General features: G+C 72.5%; 19 protein-coding genes and 1 pseudogene. 13 read left to right on the forward strand and 7 right to left on the reverse strand.

The annotated features are described in order from the left end of the window. The 3 genes from H299_RS40345 to H299_RS37485 all read left to right on the forward strand — a co-directional run. The coding region (locus H299_RS40345) for a DUF6415 family natural product biosynthesis protein (RefSeq protein ID WP_486587234.1) at positions 1-158 on the forward strand (158 nt) is incomplete at its 5' end. Continuing rightward, positions 155-592: a DUF7848 domain-containing protein gene (locus tag H299_RS40350; RefSeq protein WP_486587211.1), complete on the forward strand. Its 438-nt coding sequence runs from the start codon at positions 155-157 to the stop codon at positions 590-592. The genes H299_RS40345 and H299_RS40350, both read left to right, overlap by 4 nt. Then, on the forward strand, positions 589-999 hold the full coding sequence (locus tag H299_RS37485) for an NUDIX domain-containing protein (RefSeq protein ID WP_051262276.1): 411 nt from the start codon (positions 589-591) through the stop codon (positions 997-999). Before H299_RS40350 ends, H299_RS37485 begins: the two co-directional genes overlap by 4 nt. 502 nt (positions 1,000-1,501) lie before the next feature. Here the strand turns inward: H299_RS37485 and H299_RS0109305 are convergent. Beyond that, complete coding sequence (locus H299_RS0109305) at positions 1,502-2,551, reverse strand: hypothetical protein (protein WP_158692307.1); 1,050 nt, start codon at positions 2,549-2,551, stop codon at positions 1,502-1,504. A 434-nt stretch (positions 2,552-2,985) separates the two neighbouring features. Between H299_RS0109305 and H299_RS0109310 the strand changes: the two genes are divergently transcribed. Continuing rightward, positions 2,986-3,477 (forward strand): DinB family protein, encoded by a 492-nt coding sequence (locus tag H299_RS0109310; RefSeq protein ID WP_027748198.1) that lies wholly within the window; start codon positions 2,986-2,988, stop codon positions 3,475-3,477. 4 nt (positions 3,478-3,481) lie between these two features. Here the strand turns inward: H299_RS0109310 and H299_RS0109315 are convergent, their stop codons facing one another. Beyond that, positions 3,482-4,426: a LysR family transcriptional regulator gene (locus tag H299_RS0109315; protein ID WP_027748199.1), complete on the reverse strand. Its 945-nt coding sequence runs from the start codon at positions 4,424-4,426 to the stop codon at positions 3,482-3,484. Positions 4,427-4,578: 152 nt separating this feature from the next. On the opposite strand from H299_RS0109315, the gene H299_RS33075 reads away from it, so the two are divergent. The 4 genes from H299_RS33075 to H299_RS0109335 all read left to right on the forward strand — a co-directional run bounded on the left by H299_RS33075 (position 4,579) and on the right by H299_RS0109335 (position 8,795). Beyond that, positions 4,579-6,075: an MFS transporter gene (locus tag H299_RS33075; protein WP_078512638.1), complete on the forward strand. Its 1,497-nt coding sequence runs from the start codon at positions 4,579-4,581 to the stop codon at positions 6,073-6,075. A 52-nt stretch (positions 6,076-6,127) separates the two neighbouring features. Continuing rightward, positions 6,128-6,673: a pyridoxamine 5'-phosphate oxidase family protein gene (locus H299_RS33080; RefSeq protein WP_051262277.1), complete on the forward strand. Its 546-nt coding sequence runs from the start codon at positions 6,128-6,130 to the stop codon at positions 6,671-6,673. Between the two features lie 114 nt (positions 6,674-6,787). Continuing rightward, entirely contained in the window at positions 6,788-7,846 is a 1,059-nt protein-coding gene (locus H299_RS0109330) for an aldo/keto reductase (protein ID WP_027748200.1), read from the forward strand. Between the two features lie 82 nt (positions 7,847-7,928). Further along, positions 7,929-8,795, forward strand: coding sequence for a sulfurtransferase (locus H299_RS0109335; RefSeq protein WP_486587212.1), 867 nt, complete (start codon positions 7,929-7,931; stop codon positions 8,793-8,795). Positions 8,796-8,847: 52 nt separating this feature from the next. Here the strand turns inward: H299_RS0109335 and H299_RS33085 are convergent, their stop codons facing one another. The 5 genes and pseudogenes from H299_RS33085 to H299_RS40355 all read right to left on the reverse strand — a co-directional run. Continuing rightward, positions 8,848-9,507 (reverse strand): beta-eliminating lyase-related protein, encoded by a 660-nt coding sequence (locus H299_RS33085; RefSeq protein WP_051262278.1) that lies wholly within the window; start codon positions 9,505-9,507, stop codon positions 8,848-8,850. Continuing rightward, positions 9,504-11,024 (reverse strand): aldehyde dehydrogenase family protein, encoded by a 1,521-nt coding sequence (locus H299_RS33090; protein WP_051262279.1) that lies wholly within the window; start codon positions 11,022-11,024, stop codon positions 9,504-9,506. The genes H299_RS33085 and H299_RS33090 overlap by 4 nt, the downstream gene beginning before the upstream one ends. Next, positions 11,021-12,166, reverse strand: a complete 1,146-nt coding sequence (locus H299_RS39560) for a hypothetical protein (protein ID WP_027748202.1) — start codon at positions 12,164-12,166, stop codon at positions 11,021-11,023. Before H299_RS39560 ends, H299_RS33090 begins: the two co-directional genes overlap by 4 nt. An 11-nt stretch (positions 12,167-12,177) precedes the next feature. Then, positions 12,178-13,293, reverse strand: coding sequence for an asparagine synthase C-terminal domain-containing protein (locus H299_RS0109355; protein WP_078512596.1), 1,116 nt, complete (start codon positions 13,291-13,293; stop codon positions 12,178-12,180). Between the two features lie 17 nt (positions 13,294-13,310). Further along, positions 13,311-13,637: pseudogene (locus tag H299_RS40355) on the reverse strand (DUF5753 domain-containing protein); the annotation flags it as partial. 313 nt (positions 13,638-13,950) lie between these two features. On the opposite strand from H299_RS40355, the gene H299_RS0109360 reads away from it, so the two are divergent. The 5 genes from H299_RS0109360 to H299_RS0109380 all read left to right on the forward strand — a co-directional run bounded on the left by H299_RS0109360 (position 13,951) and on the right by H299_RS0109380 (position 19,190). Continuing rightward, positions 13,951-14,505 carry a hypothetical protein gene (locus H299_RS0109360; RefSeq protein ID WP_027748204.1) on the forward strand — a complete coding sequence of 185 codons (555 nt, stop codon included), beginning with the start codon at positions 13,951-13,953 and terminating at the stop codon, positions 14,503-14,505. A gap of 520 nt (positions 14,506-15,025) precedes the next feature. Further along, complete coding sequence (locus H299_RS33095) at positions 15,026-16,192, forward strand: streptomycin biosynthesis protein (RefSeq protein WP_486587213.1); 1,167 nt, start codon at positions 15,026-15,028, stop codon at positions 16,190-16,192. Positions 16,193-16,204: 12 nt separating this feature from the next. Then, the gene (locus tag H299_RS0109370) at positions 16,205-16,828 is read left to right on the forward strand and encodes an isochorismatase family protein (RefSeq protein WP_027748205.1); all 624 of its coding nucleotides are present in this window, start codon (positions 16,205-16,207) and stop codon (positions 16,826-16,828) included. Continuing rightward, entirely contained in the window at positions 16,825-18,858 is a 2,034-nt protein-coding gene (locus tag H299_RS0109375; protein ID WP_078512597.1) for an anthranilate synthase family protein, read from the forward strand. The genes H299_RS0109370 and H299_RS0109375 overlap by 4 nt, the downstream gene beginning before the upstream one ends. Then, positions 18,855-19,190: a hypothetical protein gene (locus tag H299_RS0109380; RefSeq protein WP_027748207.1), complete on the forward strand. Its 336-nt coding sequence runs from the start codon at positions 18,855-18,857 to the stop codon at positions 19,188-19,190. Before H299_RS0109375 ends, H299_RS0109380 begins: the two co-directional genes overlap by 4 nt. Positions 19,191-19,194: the final 4 nt, after the last annotated feature.

A 19,194-nucleotide genomic window follows, 5' to 3' on the forward strand; every position in this document is an offset into this window, starting at 1 on the left:
GTTCGCCCGATTGGTGGCAGCGGCGTACCCGGCTGGAGATGATCCGCCAGCAGCTCGCGCAGCCTCCCGCGCGGGGGCCGCTGGCGGCGCATGTGCGGGTGCAGCTGCTGGCGCGGGACTGCGCCTGGCTCCTGGCCTGCGCGCAGGAGGCACGGTGACCCGCCGCTACAACCGGGTGGAGGCGGTGGTGACCGCGCAGACCGTCCACATCGGAGACACCGTCCGCGTCTACGGCGCCCCGCGCGTCGTGCGGAATCTGCGAGCCCTGCCGGGCGGGGACAAGCTGCTCTTCTTCGAGGGCGGCATCACCTACCGCCTGCTGGTCAACGTCCCCCTGGACAGTCCCGCGCCGCCAGCCGAGCCGCCGCGCGAGTGGCGCTGCACGCCCGATCACCACCCGGACGCGGAGCCGGTCACGCACGCGATGCAGTGCGCCGTGTGTGCGAAGTCCTCGGCGGCGTACACGGACTTCGCCGCAGCGCAGCGCTGGGCCGTGGAGCACAGCGGACGCCTGCCCACCCACACCCTCTTCCGGGAGGTCATCCGCCGCCCCTGGCACACCACGCCTCTCGCGGGGGAGGCGGGGCCGTGAAAGCGCGCGACACTTTCTGGCGCGTCGGCGTGCTCGTCATCGTGCGCGACCCCGCCGGGGCCATGCTCATGGTCGACCGCGACGGATGGCAGCTGCCCGGCGGCGAGGTACTCCCCGCAGAACCCGTCACCCGCACCGCCGCACGGCAACTGAAGGAGCAGACCGGGCTCACGCAGCCGCTGACCCACGTCATCGGGCTCGCGCAGAACCCGGCAGGAGCGCTCCTCCTCATCCTGGACGGCGGCACCCTCACCACCGGCCAAATCACAGCCCTGCGCGACGCACCCACGCGCCACACCTGGATGCCATCCCACCAACTCCCCCACCGGCAACCCCACATCGCCGCCGCACTCCACGCCATCGACCACGGAAACGAACTCCCCGTGCTGCGGGCAGGGGTGGGGTAGGAGGACGGCGGAGGTACGCACGGAAGGGGCCACTTGTCGACGGAGAGTCACCGAGTGATCGCGGGAGCACCTCACGCAGTGTGAGACCCGGTGCGGCGTTGCGATCATGATTCTTCCGTGTGTGACGTCGGGGCTGTGGTCTCGCACCGCGTACCGGCGGTTCAAGCGGTTGATCTCGACCCGGGAACTGGCGGAGTTCTGCCACCCGTCGGTGGACGAGGCTGTATCGAGGCGGTCGCGGCCCACGCGGGCGGGAACCGCACAGTGTTGGCGGAGTGGTTCTGGGCACGAAGCTCACCTTCACCGCGACCTCCGCCGCCCTCGCGGTCCTCAGCCCTTACCGGCGAGAGACGATCCGGCGCTTCGGCGACTACGACACCGACGGACTCCCTATCTCACCCGCAGCCGTCGACCGCCACCTCGACATCACCATCCCGCCGAAAGCCCAACCCCCGCCGGTGTCACGGAACGTGAGGAAGAATCACGCCGCAGGGTTGCAAGGTCACGAATCTGCGGGCCCGGCGAGTGTCCAGCGACGGATGCGTCCCTCGTCCGGGCGTGCGTATCCAGGGATGTCCATGGTCAGCCAGGTACCGTCGCCGTGACCGCGAACGGAATCGATGTTCTGCTCTTCCGGGAACAGCGTGGGATACACGATGTGGCCTATCGGTTCCAAGGTGTCGGCGCGGAACACCAGATGCTGGTGCTTCTTGTCGTCGCGGCGAGCGACGGCGAGCACCTGGGCCGGGCTCAAGAAGCAGGTGCTGGAAGTGAAATTCCAGTGGTCCCAGTGTCCGTCCTCGTTCAGCCGGGTTCGGGTGCCAGTGAAGTCGCCCACGACGATGTCGTGCCGGGTGCCCCCGAGCCAGTGGTGACCGTCGGAGGATACGTCCAGGGGGAACCAGGCACCTTGGATGGGAGCGCTCTCGGTGCTGTCGCACCAGGTGGTCCAGGTGCCGTCCACTTCGTGCCCGTTGGAGTAGGCGAATCCCAGTCGGCTCCCGTCGGGGTGGACGGTGATGCCCGTGATCCCTCGATAGCGGGTTTCGGCCCGGTCGGTGACCTGCCAGTCCGAGACCCTGACCACCCATCGCTCAGCGTCGTCCACCCAGTCCTCGTCGGAGGACGGGCCGAGAGTCGGTATGAAGGCCCACAGTTCGGAGCCGTCCGGGCTGAACACCGCACAGGCCGGGACCGCGTCGCCACCGGCGTCGCCGAACGCTGGGTAGGAGGTCCGCCAGACCACCCGTCCCGTCGAGTCCACGACCACCATGCGGTCGGTGCCCGCGAGTACCAACCATCGATGGTCCGGACCGACATCGATCCGGATGTCCCCGTCCGACTCCCGATATCGGTGCGCCAACTCCTCGGGGATCGGGAATCGGGCAACGACGCGCAATTCCGGGTCCAGCACCAGGACTTCGCGAGCACAAGGAGCCGCCAGGAAGCCACTGCTCAGCGGCCGCACCGGGTCACGAAGTGGTACGACCGCCTCCGTGACCAGCGTCGCACGCAGCGCGGGACCCGGGGATGAGTCTTGATCGTCAGACATGCGGGCGACGATACTTGCTCCCCCCGACAGGGTGCCTTGCCACCCGGACCACGATCGCCGAACTCCTCGGCAGCACGAGCTCGACATGCTCTTCAACGTGTCCTCCGTCGCGGGTGGGCCAAGGTGGACGGTGTCCTGGGTCGGACCGCGCGAGCGTGCCTATGGCGCCGGCGACACGGAAGTGAGGAAGAAACAGGCCGCAGGGGCAACACCTCGTAACCTCCGGTAAAGTCGTGTGCGACGCGACCTCTGCGGCTGCAAGCCGGTCCCGTTCTTCTCTCTCGCCTGACGACGGCTCGTCGGCGACACCTCTCCGCCGGGCACTCTCGCGGCCTCCCCTCCGGGTTCGACACCCGACCGACCGACGTGCGCTCGCCGCCCGCCGGCGGCGGAGCCGTGGGCTCCGGCACCCTCGACGAAAGGACACCGACGCCATGCGCAACCCGACCCGCACCACCACCGGAACCGAGCGGCAGCTGCTCGAATACCTGCTGGACCACAACCGCGCCGAGCTGATCGACACCTTGCGCGGCCTGTCGGAGGCGGAGGCCCGCCGCCCGCTCGTCCCGTCCATGACCACGTCGATCTCGGTCGTCAAGCATGCCGCGTTCGCCGAACGGAACTGGTTCCAGCGGGTCTTGGCGGGCCTGCCGGACTCCGCGTGCGATGGTGCGATGGTGGGGGAGGAGAGCTTCGTGGTCGGTGACGACGAGACCGTGGCCGACGTGATCGCGGAGTTCGAGCGGGCCGGCGCCCGCGCGCGGACGATCGCCGCCGAGTTCGACCTCGACGTCCTGCGGGAGCACTCCCTCTTCGGCACCGTCAGCCTGCGCTGGATCTACCTGCTCATGATCCAGGAGTTCGCCCGCCACGCGGGCCACGGCGACATCCTGCGCGAGCAGACCGACGCCGCCCGCCCCAGGTGACCGCTCAGCTCGCCGTGACCTCGGGCTGGGGCGGAGCGGATCTGCGCGGGTCGGCGAGCATCAGCGAGGCGGCGACCTCGCTGACCGTACGGGTGAAGGCGCGGACCGCGCTGGTGTGGTCGGCCGCGCGCCAGATCAGGCCGTAGCCGAGCGGGTCCGCGTCCTCGAAGGGGACGTAGGCGATGCCCGGCCGGGCGTGGTAGGTGGCGGTGTGCGCGGGGGCTAGGAACGCGCCCTGGCCGCCCGCGACCAGCATCAGTGCTTCCTGCATGCTGGTGATCCCCGGTCCCCGGCCGACGGGGCGGCCGCTGGGCGTGTGCGTCGGGAGGTGGTACTCCCGCCAGTAGTCGGGCAGTTCGCCGTCGATGACCAGCAGCGGGACGTCCGCGAGGTCCTCCAGCGAGACCGAGTCGCGCGTGGAGAGCGGGTGCCGGGTGGAGATCGCCAGGACGCGTTCCTCCAGCAGGACGGGCGGGCCGCCCCCGAGGTCGTCCTCGTGCGCCGGGAACTCCATGAGCTGTACGTCGAACTCGCCCCTGCGCAGTTTCCCGTACGGGTCGGCGAGCGGCACCTCGCAGATCTCCACCTCCAGACCCGGGTGCCCGGTGCGCAGTTCCTCCGCCGCCTTCATCACGATCTCCCCGGCCAGCGGGTTGGCGAAGCCGACGTGCAGTACCTCGCCGACGCCGCGCGCGGTCTCGCGGGCGCGGGTGAGCGCGGCGTCGATCGCCGTATGGTGGGGTGCGATCTCGTCGCGCAGCTGGACGCCCAGTGTGGTGAGGGTGACGCGGCGGCTGGTCCGGACGAACAGCGGGGCGCCGACGCGGCGCTCCAGGCGCTGGACGAGTTGGCTGATCCGGGCGCGGGAGAGCCGCATGCGGTCGGCGGTGCGGCCGAAGTGCAGCTCCTCGGCCAGGATGAGAAAGCAGTCCAGCTCGTCACGTTCCACGCGGTCCGTCCCAGGTGTGTGAGCGGTGGGGCCGATCGGTAAGCCCGGGTTAATGAACGTTGCGATGTTCGCCGTTGTTCCGTCGTGCGCGCTGAACGAGGCTGAAGGAGTCAACAAAACTCCCCGTCTCGTGAGGAAGCGGCATGAAAGGCATGAAACCCCGCGAATGGGGCGTTCTGCTGGTCCTGAGCGGTGCGATCTTCCTGGAGGGGATCGACATCGCCATGCTCAACGTGGCGATGCCGTCCATCCGCGCCGACCTGGGGCTGGCCACCGGCGAACTGCAGTGGGTGATGAGCGCCTACGTCCTGGGTTACGGCGGTTTCATGCTGCTGGGCGGCCGGGCCGCCGACCTGTTCGGGCGGCGCCGGATGTTCGTCTTCTGGCTCACCGTCTTCCTGCTCTTCTCCGGTCTCGGCGGCTTCGCGTCCGAGGGCTGGATGCTGATCGTCGCGCGGTTCGTCACCGGTGTGGCCGCCGCGTTCATGACCCCGGCGGGCCTCTCGCTGCTCACCACGAACTTCCCGGAGGGGCCGCAGCGCAACAGGGCGCTGCTGATCTACTCCGGCACGGCCGCGGGCGGCTTCTCCGTCGGGCTGGTCGTCGGCGGTCTGCTCACCTCGCTGGGCTGGCGGTGGGTGTTCTTCGCGCCGGTGCTGCTCTCCTTCGTGCTCCTGCTCGCCGCGCTCGCGCTCCTCCCGAAGGTGCCGCGCCCGGACCGGACCGGGCAGCCCGTCGACCTGGCGGGCGGCCTGACCATCACGGCGGCCATCGTGCTGCTGGTCCTGGGCGTCGAGCGGGCCAGCCACACCACGCTCGCCTGGACGGCCGGCACGTTCGCGGCGGGGCTGGCCTTCCTGGCCGCCTTCGTCGCGGTGGAGCGGCACGCGGCGCAGCCGCTGGTGCGGCTGGGCATCTTCCGGAACGGGCCGCTGGTCCGCGCCAACCTGGCCGGACTCTTCCTCTTCGCGGGCTTCTTCGGCTTCCAGTTCCTGCTGGTGCTCTACCTCCAGGAGCTGCGCGGCTGGTCGACGCTGGAGACCAGCTTCGCGCTGATGGTCCTCGGCCTGGACGCGGTGCTCTCGCCGACGCTGACGCCCAAGCTGGTCGAACGGTTCGGCAACGCCCGGGTGATCTTCGGCGGGCTGGTGCTGGCGGCGCTCGCGTACGCCCTGTTCGTGCCGGTCGGCGCCGACTGGACGTATCTGGTGATGCTGCCGAGCCTGCTCATGCTCGGGATCAGCTTCGCGCTGGCGTACGGGCCGCTGACCATCGTGGCGACCGAGGGCATCGAGGAGTCCGAGCAGGGGCTCGCGGGCGGCCTGCTCTACACCTCCTTCCAGTTCGGCGCCGCGCTCGGGCTGTCGTCGGCGACGGCGGTCAACGTCGCCGCCACGCACGGCACTTCGCCCGCCGCGCTGCTGGAGGGACACCAGGCCGCGTTCCTGGTGCCGCTGGCCGCCGCGCTGGCCGGGTCGGTCGCGACCGGGTTCGGGCTGCGTACGGGGCGGCGCCGGGGGGCCGTTCGGGAAGCCGTCCCGGAGGCGGCCTCGGAGGCGGCCTCGGAGGCGGCCTCGGAGGCGGCCCCGGAGGCGGCCCCGGAGCGCGCGGCGGCGAACGCCGCGGTCGCCGAACAGGCCGCGCCGTGAAGGCTGTTCGACAGCCCGGCCCGGCATCCACCCCATCCGTCAGGAGCCCCGCATGAGTGCCGCGAAGGTCACCGCGTTCACCGACATCGAGGAAGACTTCAACCGCTACGTCAGCGACATCAAGTACGCCACGATGGTCACCGTCGACAGCCGCAACCGGCCGCGCGCCCGCGTGCTGCTGCCCGTCTGGGAGGTCGTCGACGGCCGCCCGGTCGGCTGGCTCGCCGCCTACCGGACCCCGGTCAAGGTGGCGCACCTGGCCGCCAACCCGCACACCACGTACGCGTACTGGAACCCCCGCCAGAACGCCGTCTTCGTCGACAGCGTCTCCACCTGGGTGGCGCCCGGCGACGGGAAGACCCGGGAGCACGCCTGGGACCTGTACGTCAGGGGCGGCCCGCGGGGGGTCGGGTACGACCCGGTGCACTACTGGCGCGGCGGCCCGCAGGACCCGGAGTACGACGTGATCCGCATCGACCCGTGGCGCATCCAGCTGGTGCGCGGCTCCGACCTGCGCAGCACGATCTGGCAGCCGGAGGCGGAACAGGGCCGGGAGCCGGGGCAGGGCTCGGGGCGGGAGGAGCCGCTGTCCGCGTAGTAATGGGTCTATGGTTCCGTTAGGCGTCGGGTCCGTGGTACGTTGATCCCGCCTTAATGGTTCTATGGAACCGTTAAGGCGGGATCGGCTTCGACTCGACACAGGAGGAACCCCATGGAATACCGACGGTTGGGCGCATCCGGGCTGATGGTCCCCGCACTGAGCCTCGGCACCGGCACCTTCGGCGGCTCCGGCCCGCTCTTCGGCGCCTGGGGCACCACCGACGCCCAGGACGCCCGGCGGCTGCTGGACATCAGCCTGGATGCGGGGATCACCATGTTCGACACCGCCGACGTCTACTCGGGCGGCGCCTCGGAGGAGGTGCTCGGTGCGGCGGTCAAGGGCCGCCGGGACCAGGTGATCCTGTCCACCAAGACCAGCCTGCCGATGGGCGACGGGCCGCAGGACGCGGGCTCCTCGCGCTCCCGCCTGATCAGGGCGACCGAGGACGCGCTGCGCCGCCTGGGCACCGACTACATAGACCTCTTCCAGCTGCACGCCTTCGACGCGGGCACGCCCGTGGAGGAGGTGCTGTCCGCGCTCGACCAGCTGGTGCGGCAGGGCAAGATCCGCTACACCGGGGTCTCCAACTTCGCGGGCTGGCAGCTGATGAAGTCCCTGGGAGTGGCCGGGGAGCGCGGCTACCCACGCTATGTCGCCCACCAGGTCTACTACTCCCTGGTCGGCCGGGACTACGAGTGGGAACTGCTGCCGCTCGGCCTCGACCAGGGCGTCGGCGCGATCGTCTGGAGCCCGCTGGGCTGGGGGCGGCTCACCGGCAAGGTGCGGCGCGGCCGGCCGCTCCCGGCGGGCAGCAGGCTGCACGAGACGGCCGAGTTCGGCCCGCCCGTCGCCGACGAGCACCTCTTCACCGTGGTGGACGCGCTGGACGAGGTCGCCGAGGAGACCGGCCGCACGGTGCCGCAGATCGCCCTCAACTGGCTGCTGCGGCGGCCCACGGTGGCCTCCGTCATCATCGGCGCGCGCAACGAGGAGCAGCTCCGGCAGAACATCGGCGCGGTCGGCTGGACGCTGAGCCCCGAGCAGGTCGCGAAGCTGGACGCCGCGAGCGGCAAGCCCGCGCCGTACCCGTACTTCCCGTACGAGCGGCAGGAGGGCTTCGCCCGCCTCAACCCGCCGGTGGCCGGGCTCACCGGCGCGCCCGGCCGGTGACACCCCTCCGGCGTGCGGCCCGCGAGCGCTACGTTGGGTCCCTCCAGCCCGACCACGTCGCACACCCAAGAGGCGGTCCGCAGTGCCCGACCAGCAGGACACCCTGATCACCGTTCCCGAACTGCGCGCGCTCCTGACCCCTGGGTCCGCCCGGGCGGCCGGGCCGCCGCCGGTCACCGTGCTGGACGTGCGCTGGAGCCACCAGGGCCCGCCCGCGCCGGAGGTCTTCCGCGCCGGGCACCTGCCGGGCGCGGGCCGCGCCGACCTGGGCGCGGACCTGGCGGCGCCGCCGGGCGCGGGCGGACGGCACCCGCTGCCGGAGGCGGCCGTCTTCCAGGCGGCCATGCGCCGCCTCGGCGTCCGTACGGGGCAGCCGGTCGTCGTGCACGACCAGCGGGACGCCACCGTCGCGGCCCGACTGTGGTGGCTGCTGCGCTACTTCGGGCACTCGGACGTACGCGTGCTGGACGGCGGCTACGAGGCGTGGGAGCGCGCCGGCGCGCCGGTCGTCCGCGACACCGACGAAGAGCCGCCCGCACCAGGCGACTTCACCGCCGCACCGGGCGGCATGCCCCGGCTGACGGTGGAGGAGGTGCCCGGCTTCGCCGCCGAGGGGGTCCTGCTCGATGCGCGGCTGGGCGAGCGCTTCCGGGGCGAGATGGAGCCGCTGGACCCGGTCGCCGGTCACATCCCGGGCGCGGTCAGCGCCCCCACCTTCGAGAACAGCGACGCGGACGGCCGCTTCCGTACGCCCGGCGAACTGCGCGCCCGCTTCGCCGCCCTGGGCGTCACGCCCGGCACCCGTGCGGCGGCCTACTGCGGCTCGGGCGTGACGGCCGCGCACCAGGTGCTGGCGCTGCGGCTGGCGGGGGTGGAGGCGGCGCTGTACGTCGGCTCCTGGAGCGAGTGGATCGCGGACCCGGCGCGGGAGGTGGCGACCGGCCCGTGAGGGGCGGGCGGTGCGTTCGGGCGTGCGGTGCGGCGGTGCGGCGGTGTCGCTGTCACGGTTCCGGGCGGGTGGTGGCCCTGTCGCGGGCCCGGGCCAGCGCGGCGACGGGCAGGCCCAGGGCCACCGCGGCGTTGGCCAGCCGGGCGCCGTCGAGGTGGACGTGCGCGCCGTGCCGCCGGGTGGTGGCGGCGAGGGTGTGCAGGGTGGCCGCGTCGAGCGCGTTGCCCGCGTGGAGCATGCAGGTGTTCTCCAGCGACACGACCACCATGCCGCCGGTGCCCGCGCGCAGCGCCGCCGCGAGGGCGGCCGGGTCCGGGCTGCCGTCGGCGCGCTGGGCCAGCGGCACCAGTTCGGCGGCGGCGAAGCGGCGTACGGCCTCCGCCTCGAAGCGGGCGATGTGGGTGTCCGCGCCGGTCAGCAGCCGGGCGGGGCCTGCACGGTCCTGGGCTGTGCCGTCCTGGGCCGGGCCGCCCTCGGCGGCGGCCAGCACCGCGACCAGGTTGGACATGGTGCTGCTCGGCAGGAAGAGCGCCGCCTCGGTGCCCAGCAGCCGCGCGCCCGCCGCCTCCAGCTCCAGCACGGCGGGGTCGTCCCCGTACGCGTCGTCCCCCACCTCGGCCCCGGCCATCGCGGCGCGCATCTCCGCGTCCGGTGAAGTGCGGGTGTCGCTGCGGAAGTCGAGGGCGGGGGCAGCGCCGGCGGCGGGGTTCACCGGAGGCCGGCCTCGCCCGCGCCGCCCGGGTCCGGCTGCGCGCGGTGGCCGATCCACACGGCGCGGGTGTGCGTGTACTGCTCCGCCGCGTGCACCCCCAACTCCCGCCCGTACCCGCTCTGCCCGATCCCGCCCACGCTCACCGTCTCCTCCGTGTCTCCCCAGGTGTTCAGCCACAGCATGCCCACGCGCAGCCGCCGCGCGAGCCGCTCCAGCCGTCCGCCGTCCGAGGTCCACACCGAGGCGGCGAGGCCGTACGCCGTGTCGTGCGCCAGCGCCACCGCCTCCTCCTCCGTACGGAAGGAGCGCACCGCGATCACCGGCCCGGACAGCTCCTCCCGCCAGGCGCGGTACGCGGTGGACGTGCCGTCCAGGATGACGGGGTGCACGTAGTACCCGTCGGCGCACGCGCCCGGCAGCCGCGCCCGTACGCCGCCGCTCCCCTCGGGCAGCAGCGCCGTGGCGCCGTGCGCGACCGCCTCGTCGACGGCCGAGGCGATCCGGTCGACGGCCTGCCGGGTGATCAGCGGCCCCAGTTCGGTGGCCGGATCGGACGTCGGCCCCAGCTTCCGCGCCCCCGCCCGCACCGCCAACTCCCGTACGAAGTCGGCGTGCACGCTCTCGTGCACCACCAGCCGTGAGGCGGCGACGCACATCTGCCCCGAGTTGCCGGTGAACGCCTCCACGGCCGAGGCGGCGGCGGCCTCCAGGTCGGCGTCCGGGAAGACGACCAGCGGGTTCTTGCCGCCCAGCTCCAGCGACACCCGCTTGACCCCGGCCGAGCAGCGCCGCGCCACGTCCCGCCCGGCCGCCGTCGAGCCGGTGAAGGAGACGGCCGCGACCTCGGGCAGCGCACACAGCAGCCGCCCCACCCGGGTACCGCCGTAGACCGCGCTCAGCACTCCCGGCGGCAGCACGCCCGCCGCCGTCGCCACCAGCAGCCGCACGCTGAACGGCGTCTCGGGTGAGGGCTTGACCACCACCGTGTTGCCGTACGCCAGAGCGGCGGCCGTCTTCCACGCGGCTATCAGCAGCGGGTAGTTGGACGGGCAGACGGCGACGCACACACCCAGCGGGATGCGGTCGGTGTAGGCACGGCTGCCCGGCTCGGCGGGGTGCACCTCGCCCGACGGGCGCAGCGCCGCGTCCGCGAACCAGCGGAAGGCGCGCACGGCGAAGTCCACCTCGCCGCCCGCCCGGCCGACGGGCTTGCCCGCGTCGCGCCGCTCCAGTTCCGCGAACTCCGAGCGCCGCGACACCAGTTCGTCCGCCAGCCGGTGCAGGGCGGTGGCGCGGTGGCGCGGCCCGGCGTCGCTCCAGCCGGGGAACGCCTCGGCGGCCCGGCGGACGGTACGCGCGCACTCCTGCTCCCCGGTGTCCGGCAGGTGGGCGAAGCACTCGCCGGTGGCGGGGTCGTACTGCGCCCGTCCGGTGCCCTCGTGCCCGCCCGCACCTGACGCGCCGGGGTCCGGGCCCCCGCCGGGTACGGGCGCCGCCTGTGCCGCTCCGGCGGTCACAGCGCCGCCCCCTCCCCGGTCAGCGGCGTGCCCGCCAGCACCGCGCGGACGCAGCCGAGTACGAACTCGCGGTCCATGCCCACCCGCGCGCTGGTCAGCAGCTTGCCCTCCACACCGCTCGACGTGTCCCGCCACTGCGCGTCAAAGGCGCCGAACTCGCGGTCCACGTAGGCGAGATGCACCGGGATGCCGGCGACCTCCACCACCTCCGTACGTGCCGGGTGCTTCTCGCGCTGCGGTGGGTACGGCATCCGGCCCGCGCCGCCGCGCTGGAGGACGAGGCGCAGCTCGGCGCCGTCCGCCGTCGCCGCGTCCCCGGTGTAGAGCACCTCCAGCTCCCGGCGGCCCTCCGCGTCGGTGAAGCGAGCGGCGCTGTCGTGTGCGAACCCGCCGAGGGTGGCGGGCAGTCGCTGGGCGGTCAGGAACCCGGGCAGTTCGGCCGTCGGCACCCAGTCGCCCTCGTGCGGGCGGGTGCGGCGCTGGAAGACGAACAGGCCGGTGGGCACCGACACCATGCCGACCGGGTGCCGCGCCCAGTAGCTCAGCTCCCGGAAGGGCGTGCCGATGACGCGCTCGGCCACCCCAGGGACGGCCGGACGCAGCGACCGGAACAGTCCGGCCAGCTCCTCGTCCGAGAACTCGCCCTCAAGTACGGAGAGTTCGACCGTGCTGCGGCTCATCCGGGCGGACGCGGCCGGGTTCCCGAGGTAGTCGGTGCCGAGCCAGCACACCCGCCCGCCGCCGATCTCGACGGCGCGGGTCGCGCTGCCCCACAGGGCGGGGTGGTCGGCGGCGGGGAACGCCCAGTCGTACAGGAACTGCTTGAGCCGCAGGCGCCGCCCGCCCCCGCCGATCTCGCTGCGGTAGGCGGACGAGTTCGCGTCCGACCAGGGGGAGCGGCCCGACTCCGGCCCCGTACGGCCCGGCGGGGCCTCGCGGCGCAGCGTGCCGTCGGCCGCCGTGCAGCCCGCCGGGACGTGCTGCGGCTGCCACAGGGTGAAGTTGCACCACTGCTGGGCCTCGGCCGGGGTCAGGCGGGGCGGGGACTCCTCCAGTTCGGCCGCGTCGCGGGCCAGCTGCCAGCGCCAGGGCTCCGGGCGTGCCATCGGGTCGTTGGGCGGGTCGTGGGGCGAGGACGCCATCTGGTGTGCTCCTACCTGCCGGTGACGGGTGCCGGTGCCGGTGCGTTCGGCACGGGGCCCGGGTGGGTACGGCCGGAATCCAGGCCCCGCACGTGGTCGAGCCAGGCGGTGCCGGAGGCGAGGTACAGCAGTTCACCGGCCCCCAGGGCCCGCCACAGGTGCGATGGTAGACCGGTCAGCCCGAAGGGCAGCCCCCGTTCCTCCGACAGGTCCCGCAGAGCCGCGCGGTAGGACGGTTCGGACGGCGCCGGGAACCCCTGCTTCCGGCGCCGGACGACGGACAGCGGCAGCAGTCCGTCGAGCGCCGACTTGAGCAGGTCCTTGTGATTGCCGGGCGCGGCACGGCTCTTGAGGTACTCGGGTCCGCGGAAGGCCAACTCGGCGAGCGTGACGTCCTGGAAGACCGGCCTGTCCTCCAGCGTGAACGCCGACGAGGTGAGGTCCACCATGCCGTTGACGTAGACGAGGAAGCGGCGCATCAGGTGGTGCCTGCCCCGCTTCAGCGGGTCGGGCGTCTCCAGCGACCGGTACTCGCGCAGCACCCGCTCCCACACCTGCTCGTGTATCCCGCCCATGTCCACCCCGAGTTCACCGGCGAGCCAGCCCACCAGCTCGGCCCACACCGGGCGTTCGTCCGGATGGAGCCGGTGGGTGAGGTAGTGGCGGCCGTGCAGGTGGGTGGGGGCGGCCGGATCGACCACGGGGAAGTAGCCGCCGTCCTGGTAGCCCCACATCTCGTCGGCACCGTGCCCCGAGTAGACGACCGTCTGCCCCTCGGCGGCGATCCGCCGGTAGAGCTGGTGCATGGCCAGTTCGGCGCCGTGCAGCAGCGGCCGGTTGAGCAGCGCGGCCACCTTGGGGACCAGCCGCACCGCGTCCGTGCGGGACAGCTCGCACACCGTCAGCGGCACCCCGTACATCTCGGCGACCGTACGGGCGTGCGCGACGTCGCTGCCGGAGCCGCCGCCGCCGTCCTCGTAGCGCAGCACGTACGGCCGCATCGGCACGCCCCGGGTGTGCAGCGCCGCGAAGATCGCCGAGCTGTCCACGCCGCCGCTGAGCACCGCCGCGCGCGGCACGTCGGAGGTGGCGCGCAGGTCCACGGCGCGGTCGAACGCGGCCCGGATCTCGGCGGGTTCGACCGGTGCGTCATCAGCGTCAAGGTGCCGCCCATCAGTGCGTGCCCACCGTGCGAGAACGGCAAGAGCTGGATCGTGCTGTGCGGGGTCAACGTCAACTCGACCAGCCGCGCCAACTGCTCACGCATGACCGCTGGACCCCCGAAGCTACGCCGTATCACGGCTTCGTCGAGGATGAACGACAAGTCGGGGCGGGGGTCGGCGGTCAGCAGTCTCTGACGACTCATACGCCCGGTGAGCAGTTCATCGATTTGCGACGCCGTTGCCTTGGGGTTGTGCATCTCGAACTGAGCGCGTGCGTAGTCCTCGGTTTGCAAGAGACCCGGGACCAACTGACCCGCTTACTCCTGCACGAGAGTGGCCCGCGCTTCCAAGTCCATTCGACGTCGGAATTGGTCGGGGTGAACCTCCCGTGCCGCGAGACCGTACAGCCTGCCGAAGATGCGGGGTGCGGCTGCGTGCTGCGGTGGTGTGCTGCCGGTGTGCGCGGCCGATGTGTGCGGGGGTTGTGGTGGCGCGGGTGGAGTCGGGGCGGGGGCCGGTGGAGTCGGTGTACGCCTGCCCGCCGTGCCTGCCGAAGCTGGCAGCCTCCCCGCACGCTCCGGAGTGGGTAGCCCACTCGGTCACGGAACGGGAGGCGCAGCGGTGACCGCGTCCCGCCCGGGCGCCTGGCGCATCGAATGCATCCCGGACAGGCCGGTGCGGCCCGCGCCAGGCGGCGGGTGTGTGCTGCCGCTGTGGGTGCTGCGGGATGGCGAGTGGTTCGCGGACCTTGAGCTGTCGCTGTCTTCGGGGGAAGCCGAGATGCTGCACGCGCAGTTCTCCCGCGCGCTGAACGGCCAGGGGGAGCCGGTGGGCACACCGGTCGCGCGGCGCGGCGCGCAGCGGCGCGCGGCCCGGCCTGATGGGTGGGGTGTGGAGTGTGTCCCGGGCGAGCCGCTGCGGGGCGAGCGGGCGGGGCGGTGCGCGCTGGCGCTGCGGCTGTCCCGCGACGGCGTGCCGCGCGCGGCACGGTACGAGGTGGGCTGGGTCGTCGCCGGTACGGACTCGGGGGTGATGCTCGCCGCCGCGCTCGGACCGCCCCACCACAACGCGCCCGCCACCTCGCAGGACCCGGCGGTGGTGGCGGCCGACCACGCCGCCATCCGGCGCTGGGAACGGGACGGCTTCTACGACATCGAGCGAGCTGCGAAGAGCTGACGAAGAATTGTCTCCGGAGCCCAAGAATTGTCTCTGCGGGCCGGGAATTGTCATGCCTCGGGAAATTCTTGGATGTGAGCCACGCAACAGCGGATTCCAGACAGCTGCATAGTCTCGGGGAGTTTGCCCGCATCTCGCCGGAAGCGCCACGGCCAGCGCTGCGAATGATCGCCGATCATCTGGTGCATGCCGTCAAGACCGCTGATCCGGCCATTCCTTCGGAAGTTAAATAATTTCGCTGTTGACGTGATCGCACCTGAGCTCCAACCATGCATTGAGTCGGGCGGGAAATTCCGGCTGACGGGGCTGCGGCAGGAATCACGCGAACCATCGGGCAAGGGCGCCCGGCCGCAGAGTTTATGTGAACACGCAACGACGAACAGGTACGCCCGCCGACACCACCACCCGCCACCAGCACCCGTACCCCGCACCGCCGCCGCTTTCGCTCCGGACGGCGGCAGTTGAACAGCGCGCTGCTTGATTCACGTTCGGTATGCACGGCGACTGAAGGGCGTAACAGGTGGTCAATTTCGCTGCGAGCCCGCCGCGGGAAGCACCGGAATACCCCGGAGCGGGAACGGGCGGGAGCGAGGTCCCCGGGCAGCTGCTGACGGCACCGGGCCCGGTGGTCACCGTCCCGATCGGCGCGCTGCGGAGCGCGGTCTCGCCCCGTACGGCAGGCGCGGACCTGGAGCACGTCCGGGCGCTCGCCGGTACGTCCGACGCGCTGCCGCCCATAGTGGTCCACCGCGCGACCATGCGGGTCCTGGACGGCCTGCACCGGCTCCAGGCGGCCCGGCTGCGCCACCAGCGCGAGATCGCCGTCCGCTTCTTCGACGGCGACGACGCCGACGCGTTCGTCTTCGCCGTACGCGCCAACGTCGTGCACGGGCTGCCGCTCTCCACGGCCGACCGCAAGGCGGCCGGGCGCCGTATCGTCGCCTCCCATCCGCAGTGGTCCGACCGGCTCATCGCCTCGGTGACCGGGCTCTCCCCGCGTACGGTCGCCGGCATCCGCCGACGGGCCGCCGCACCCGGCACCCCGGCGGGCGGACGGATCGGCCGGGACGGCCGGGTCCGCCCGGTCAACAGCCTCGAACAGCGCAGGCTGGCCAGCGACATGCTCCGCGCGAACCCCGAACTCTCGCTGCGCCAGGTGGCCGCGGCGGTGGGGATCTCGCCGGAGACGGTGCGGACGGTGCGTGCGCGGCTGCGGGTCGGCGAGGACCCGGTGCTGCCCCGCCCGCGTCCGGGCAGTCCGGCCGGTCCGGGAAGTCCGGGCGGTCCCGGCCGCCCCGGCAGCTCCGGAACCCCGGCAGCCACCGCCCCCACAGCCCCGCCCGCCGGGCGGTCCCCGGCCCCCGACCTGACCCGCGCGGTCCGCCGGCTGCGCGCCGACCCCTCCCTGCGGTTCACCGACACCGGCCGAGCCCTGCTCCGGCTGCTCGACGCCCACACGCTGAGCAGCGAGAAGTGGACCGCGCTCGTGCACGAAGTCCCCCCGCACACCCGGCATGTGATCGCGAAGCTGGCGACGGAGTACGCCGACGGCTGGCGGCTGCTCGCCGAGCAACTCCGACAGCACGAACCGGACGGCCACGACCGGAGACAGCTCCCCCCACGAAGTGCGGCCTCGGCCGCGGGAGAAGGACAGCCCCGCGCCCGGCCGCTCCCGGACACACGCTGAGGACGGACGGACATGGTTGGTATCCCGACGATAGAGCCCTACACGCTGCCGACACCGGACGACCTGCCGGGAAACACCGCGCGCTGGGTGGCCGACCCCGCCCGTGCCGTGCTGCTCATCCACGACATGCAGCGCTTCTTCCTGCGGCCCTTCCCCGAGAGCGTCTCGGAGCAGGTCATCCGCAACGCCGCCGCACTGCGGGACGAGTGCCGCGCGCTGGGCGTCCCGGTCGCGTACACCCAGCAGCCCGGCGGCATGACGCGGGAGCAGCGCGGCCTGCTCAACGACTTCTGGGGGCCGGGCATGCGGATGGAAGAGGCGGACCGTGAGGTGGTGCCGCCCCTTGAACCGCGCCCGGAGGACTGGGTGTTCACCAAGTGGCGCTACAGCGCCTTCTTCCGCTCCGGGCTGCTGGCGCGGCTGCGTGAACACGGCCGCGACCAGCTGATCATCTGCGGTGTGTACGCGCACGTGGGCGTGCTCATGAGCGCCGTCGAGGCGTTCAGCAACGACATACAGCCCTTCATGGTCGTCGACGCGATGGCCGACTTCTCCGCCGACTACCACCGGCTGGCCGTGGAGTACGCGGCCGAGCGCTGCGCGCGGGTCGTCACGACCTCGGAGGTCTTCGTATGACCGGGAAGGGCGAGAGCCGGGGAGACGGCCGCCGGGACGGGCGGAGGGACGGCCGCCAGGCCCGTCCGGACGCCGGGCGCGTGTGCCGCTCGGCCGCCACCGACGGCCCGCAGCACGCGGCGGGACAACCGGGTCGCGCGGGGGGCGGCCCGGCCACAGCGGTGCGGGGCGACCCGCTGGAGCGGATACTGGCGGGCCGCACCGCACCGTTCGCCCTGCTGCACCGACCGGAGGCCGCCGGCGCGGATGCGGGCCCCGACCAAGTGGACGTCCTGCTCGGCAAGATGACCACCCCGCGCACGCTCGCCGACATCCCGCTGCCCGACGACCCGGGGGGCGCGGGCCACGACGTGCTGGTCGCCGTCCCCTACCGGCAGATCACCGAGCGCGGCTACGCCTGCACCGACGACGGCTCCCCGCTGCTGGCGATGTGCGTCACCGAGCAGACCGTGCTGCCGCTCCGGGAGACGCTGGAGCGCATACCCCCGGCGCCGCTGCGGCTCTCCGGCGGGCACTTCGACGTGGACGACGAGGCGTACGCGGCCATCGTGCGCCGCATCGTGCGGGACGAGATCGGGCGCGGCACCGGCGCCAACTTCGTACTCAAGCGCTCCTACGTCGTGGACATCGAGGACTACTCCACGGCCAGCGCCCTGACCCTCTTCCGGCGTCTGTGCGAGCTGGAGTCGGGCGCGTACTGGACCTTCCTCCTGCACACCGGCACCCGTACCTTCGTCGGCGCCACCCCCGAGCGGCACGTGAGCCTGCACGGCGGCGAGGCGGTGATGAACCCGATCAGCGGCACCTACCGCTATCCGCCGGACGGGCCGACCATGTCCGGCCTGATGGAGTTCCTCGGGGACGGCAAGGAGAGCGACGAACTGCACATGGTCGTCGACGAGGAACTCAAGATGATGGCGCGGATCTGCGAGGACGGCGGCCGGGTCGTCGGCCCCTTCCTCAAGGAGATGGCCCGCCTCGCGCACACCGAGTACTTCATCGAGGGCCGCTCCCGGCAGGGCCCCCGCGAGATCCTGCGGGAGACGATGTTCGCGCCGACGGTGACGGGCAGCCCGCTGGAGTCCGCGTGCCGGGTGATCAGCCGCTACGAGCCCGCCAGCCGTGGCTACTACAGCGGCGTCCTGGCGCTGATCGGCCGGGACGGGCGGGGCGGGCGGTTCATGGACTCCACCATCCTCATCCGCACCACGGACATCGACGCCACCGGACGCGTCACGCTCGGTGTCGGCTCCACCCTCGTACGCCACTCCGACCCCGATTCCGAGGCGGCCGAGACCCGCGCGAAGGCGGCCGGGCTGCTCAGCGCGCTGGACACCGGACGCGCCCGCCCGTTCAGCGAAGAGGCCGACGTACGCGACGCGTTGCGCAGACGCAGCACCCAACTGGCGGGATTCTGGATGGCCGAGCGCACCTCGGCGACGGCGGACACGGCAGGGCAGCGGGTGCTCGTCGTCGACGCCGAGGACACCTTCACGGGCATGATCGGACACCAACTCCGCTCACTGGGACTGGAGGTGACGGTTCGTCGCTTCGACGAGCCGTACTCCTGGGACGAACACGACCTGGTCGTCATGGGCCCCGGGCCCGGCGACCCGCGCGATACCGCGCACCCGCGCATCGCCCACCTCTACGGAGCCGTCGGCCGGCTGCTGGCGGAGCGGCGGCCCTTCCTCGCCGTCTGCCTCAGCCACCAGGTGCTCAGCCGCACCCTCGGCCTGGAGATCGTCCGCTGCGAGGTGCCGCACCAGGGCGCGCAGCGCACGATAGACCTCTTCGGCGACCGCGAGCGCGTCGGTTTCTACAACACCTTCGCCGCGCACAGCGACGACGGGAAGGCGGACGTGCCCGGCGTCGGGCTCGTGGAGATCAGCCGCGACGTGGACACCGGCGAGGTGCACGCGCTGCGCGGGCCGCACTTCGCCTCGCTCCAGTTCCACGCCGAGTCCGTACTCACCCAGGAGGGCCCCCGCATCTTCGCCGACCGGATCAGGGAGGTGCTGGGCGGATGAGGGCGACCATCGCCTGGTGGGACCTGACCGACTCCGAGCAGACCATCGACACCCTGCGCGCCTACCTGCGGGACGGGGGAGTGGAGCCCTGGGAGGCGGTCAGGGGCCTGCGGCTGAAGTTCTGGATCTCCGACCGGGCGAGCAACCGCTGGGGGGCCGTGATGCTGTGGGAGACGGCGGACACCGGTGACCAGCCGCTGCCGCGGCACCGGGCCATGGAACTGATCGGATACCCGCCCACGGAGCGGATGAGCCTTGAGGTCGAGGCCACCGTCGAGGGCATCTTTTCCCATACGCAACTGGCCGGGCACGGACTTGCCCTGGAGAAATGAGCAG

The organism is Streptomyces sp. CNH287, from assembly GCF_000424825.1.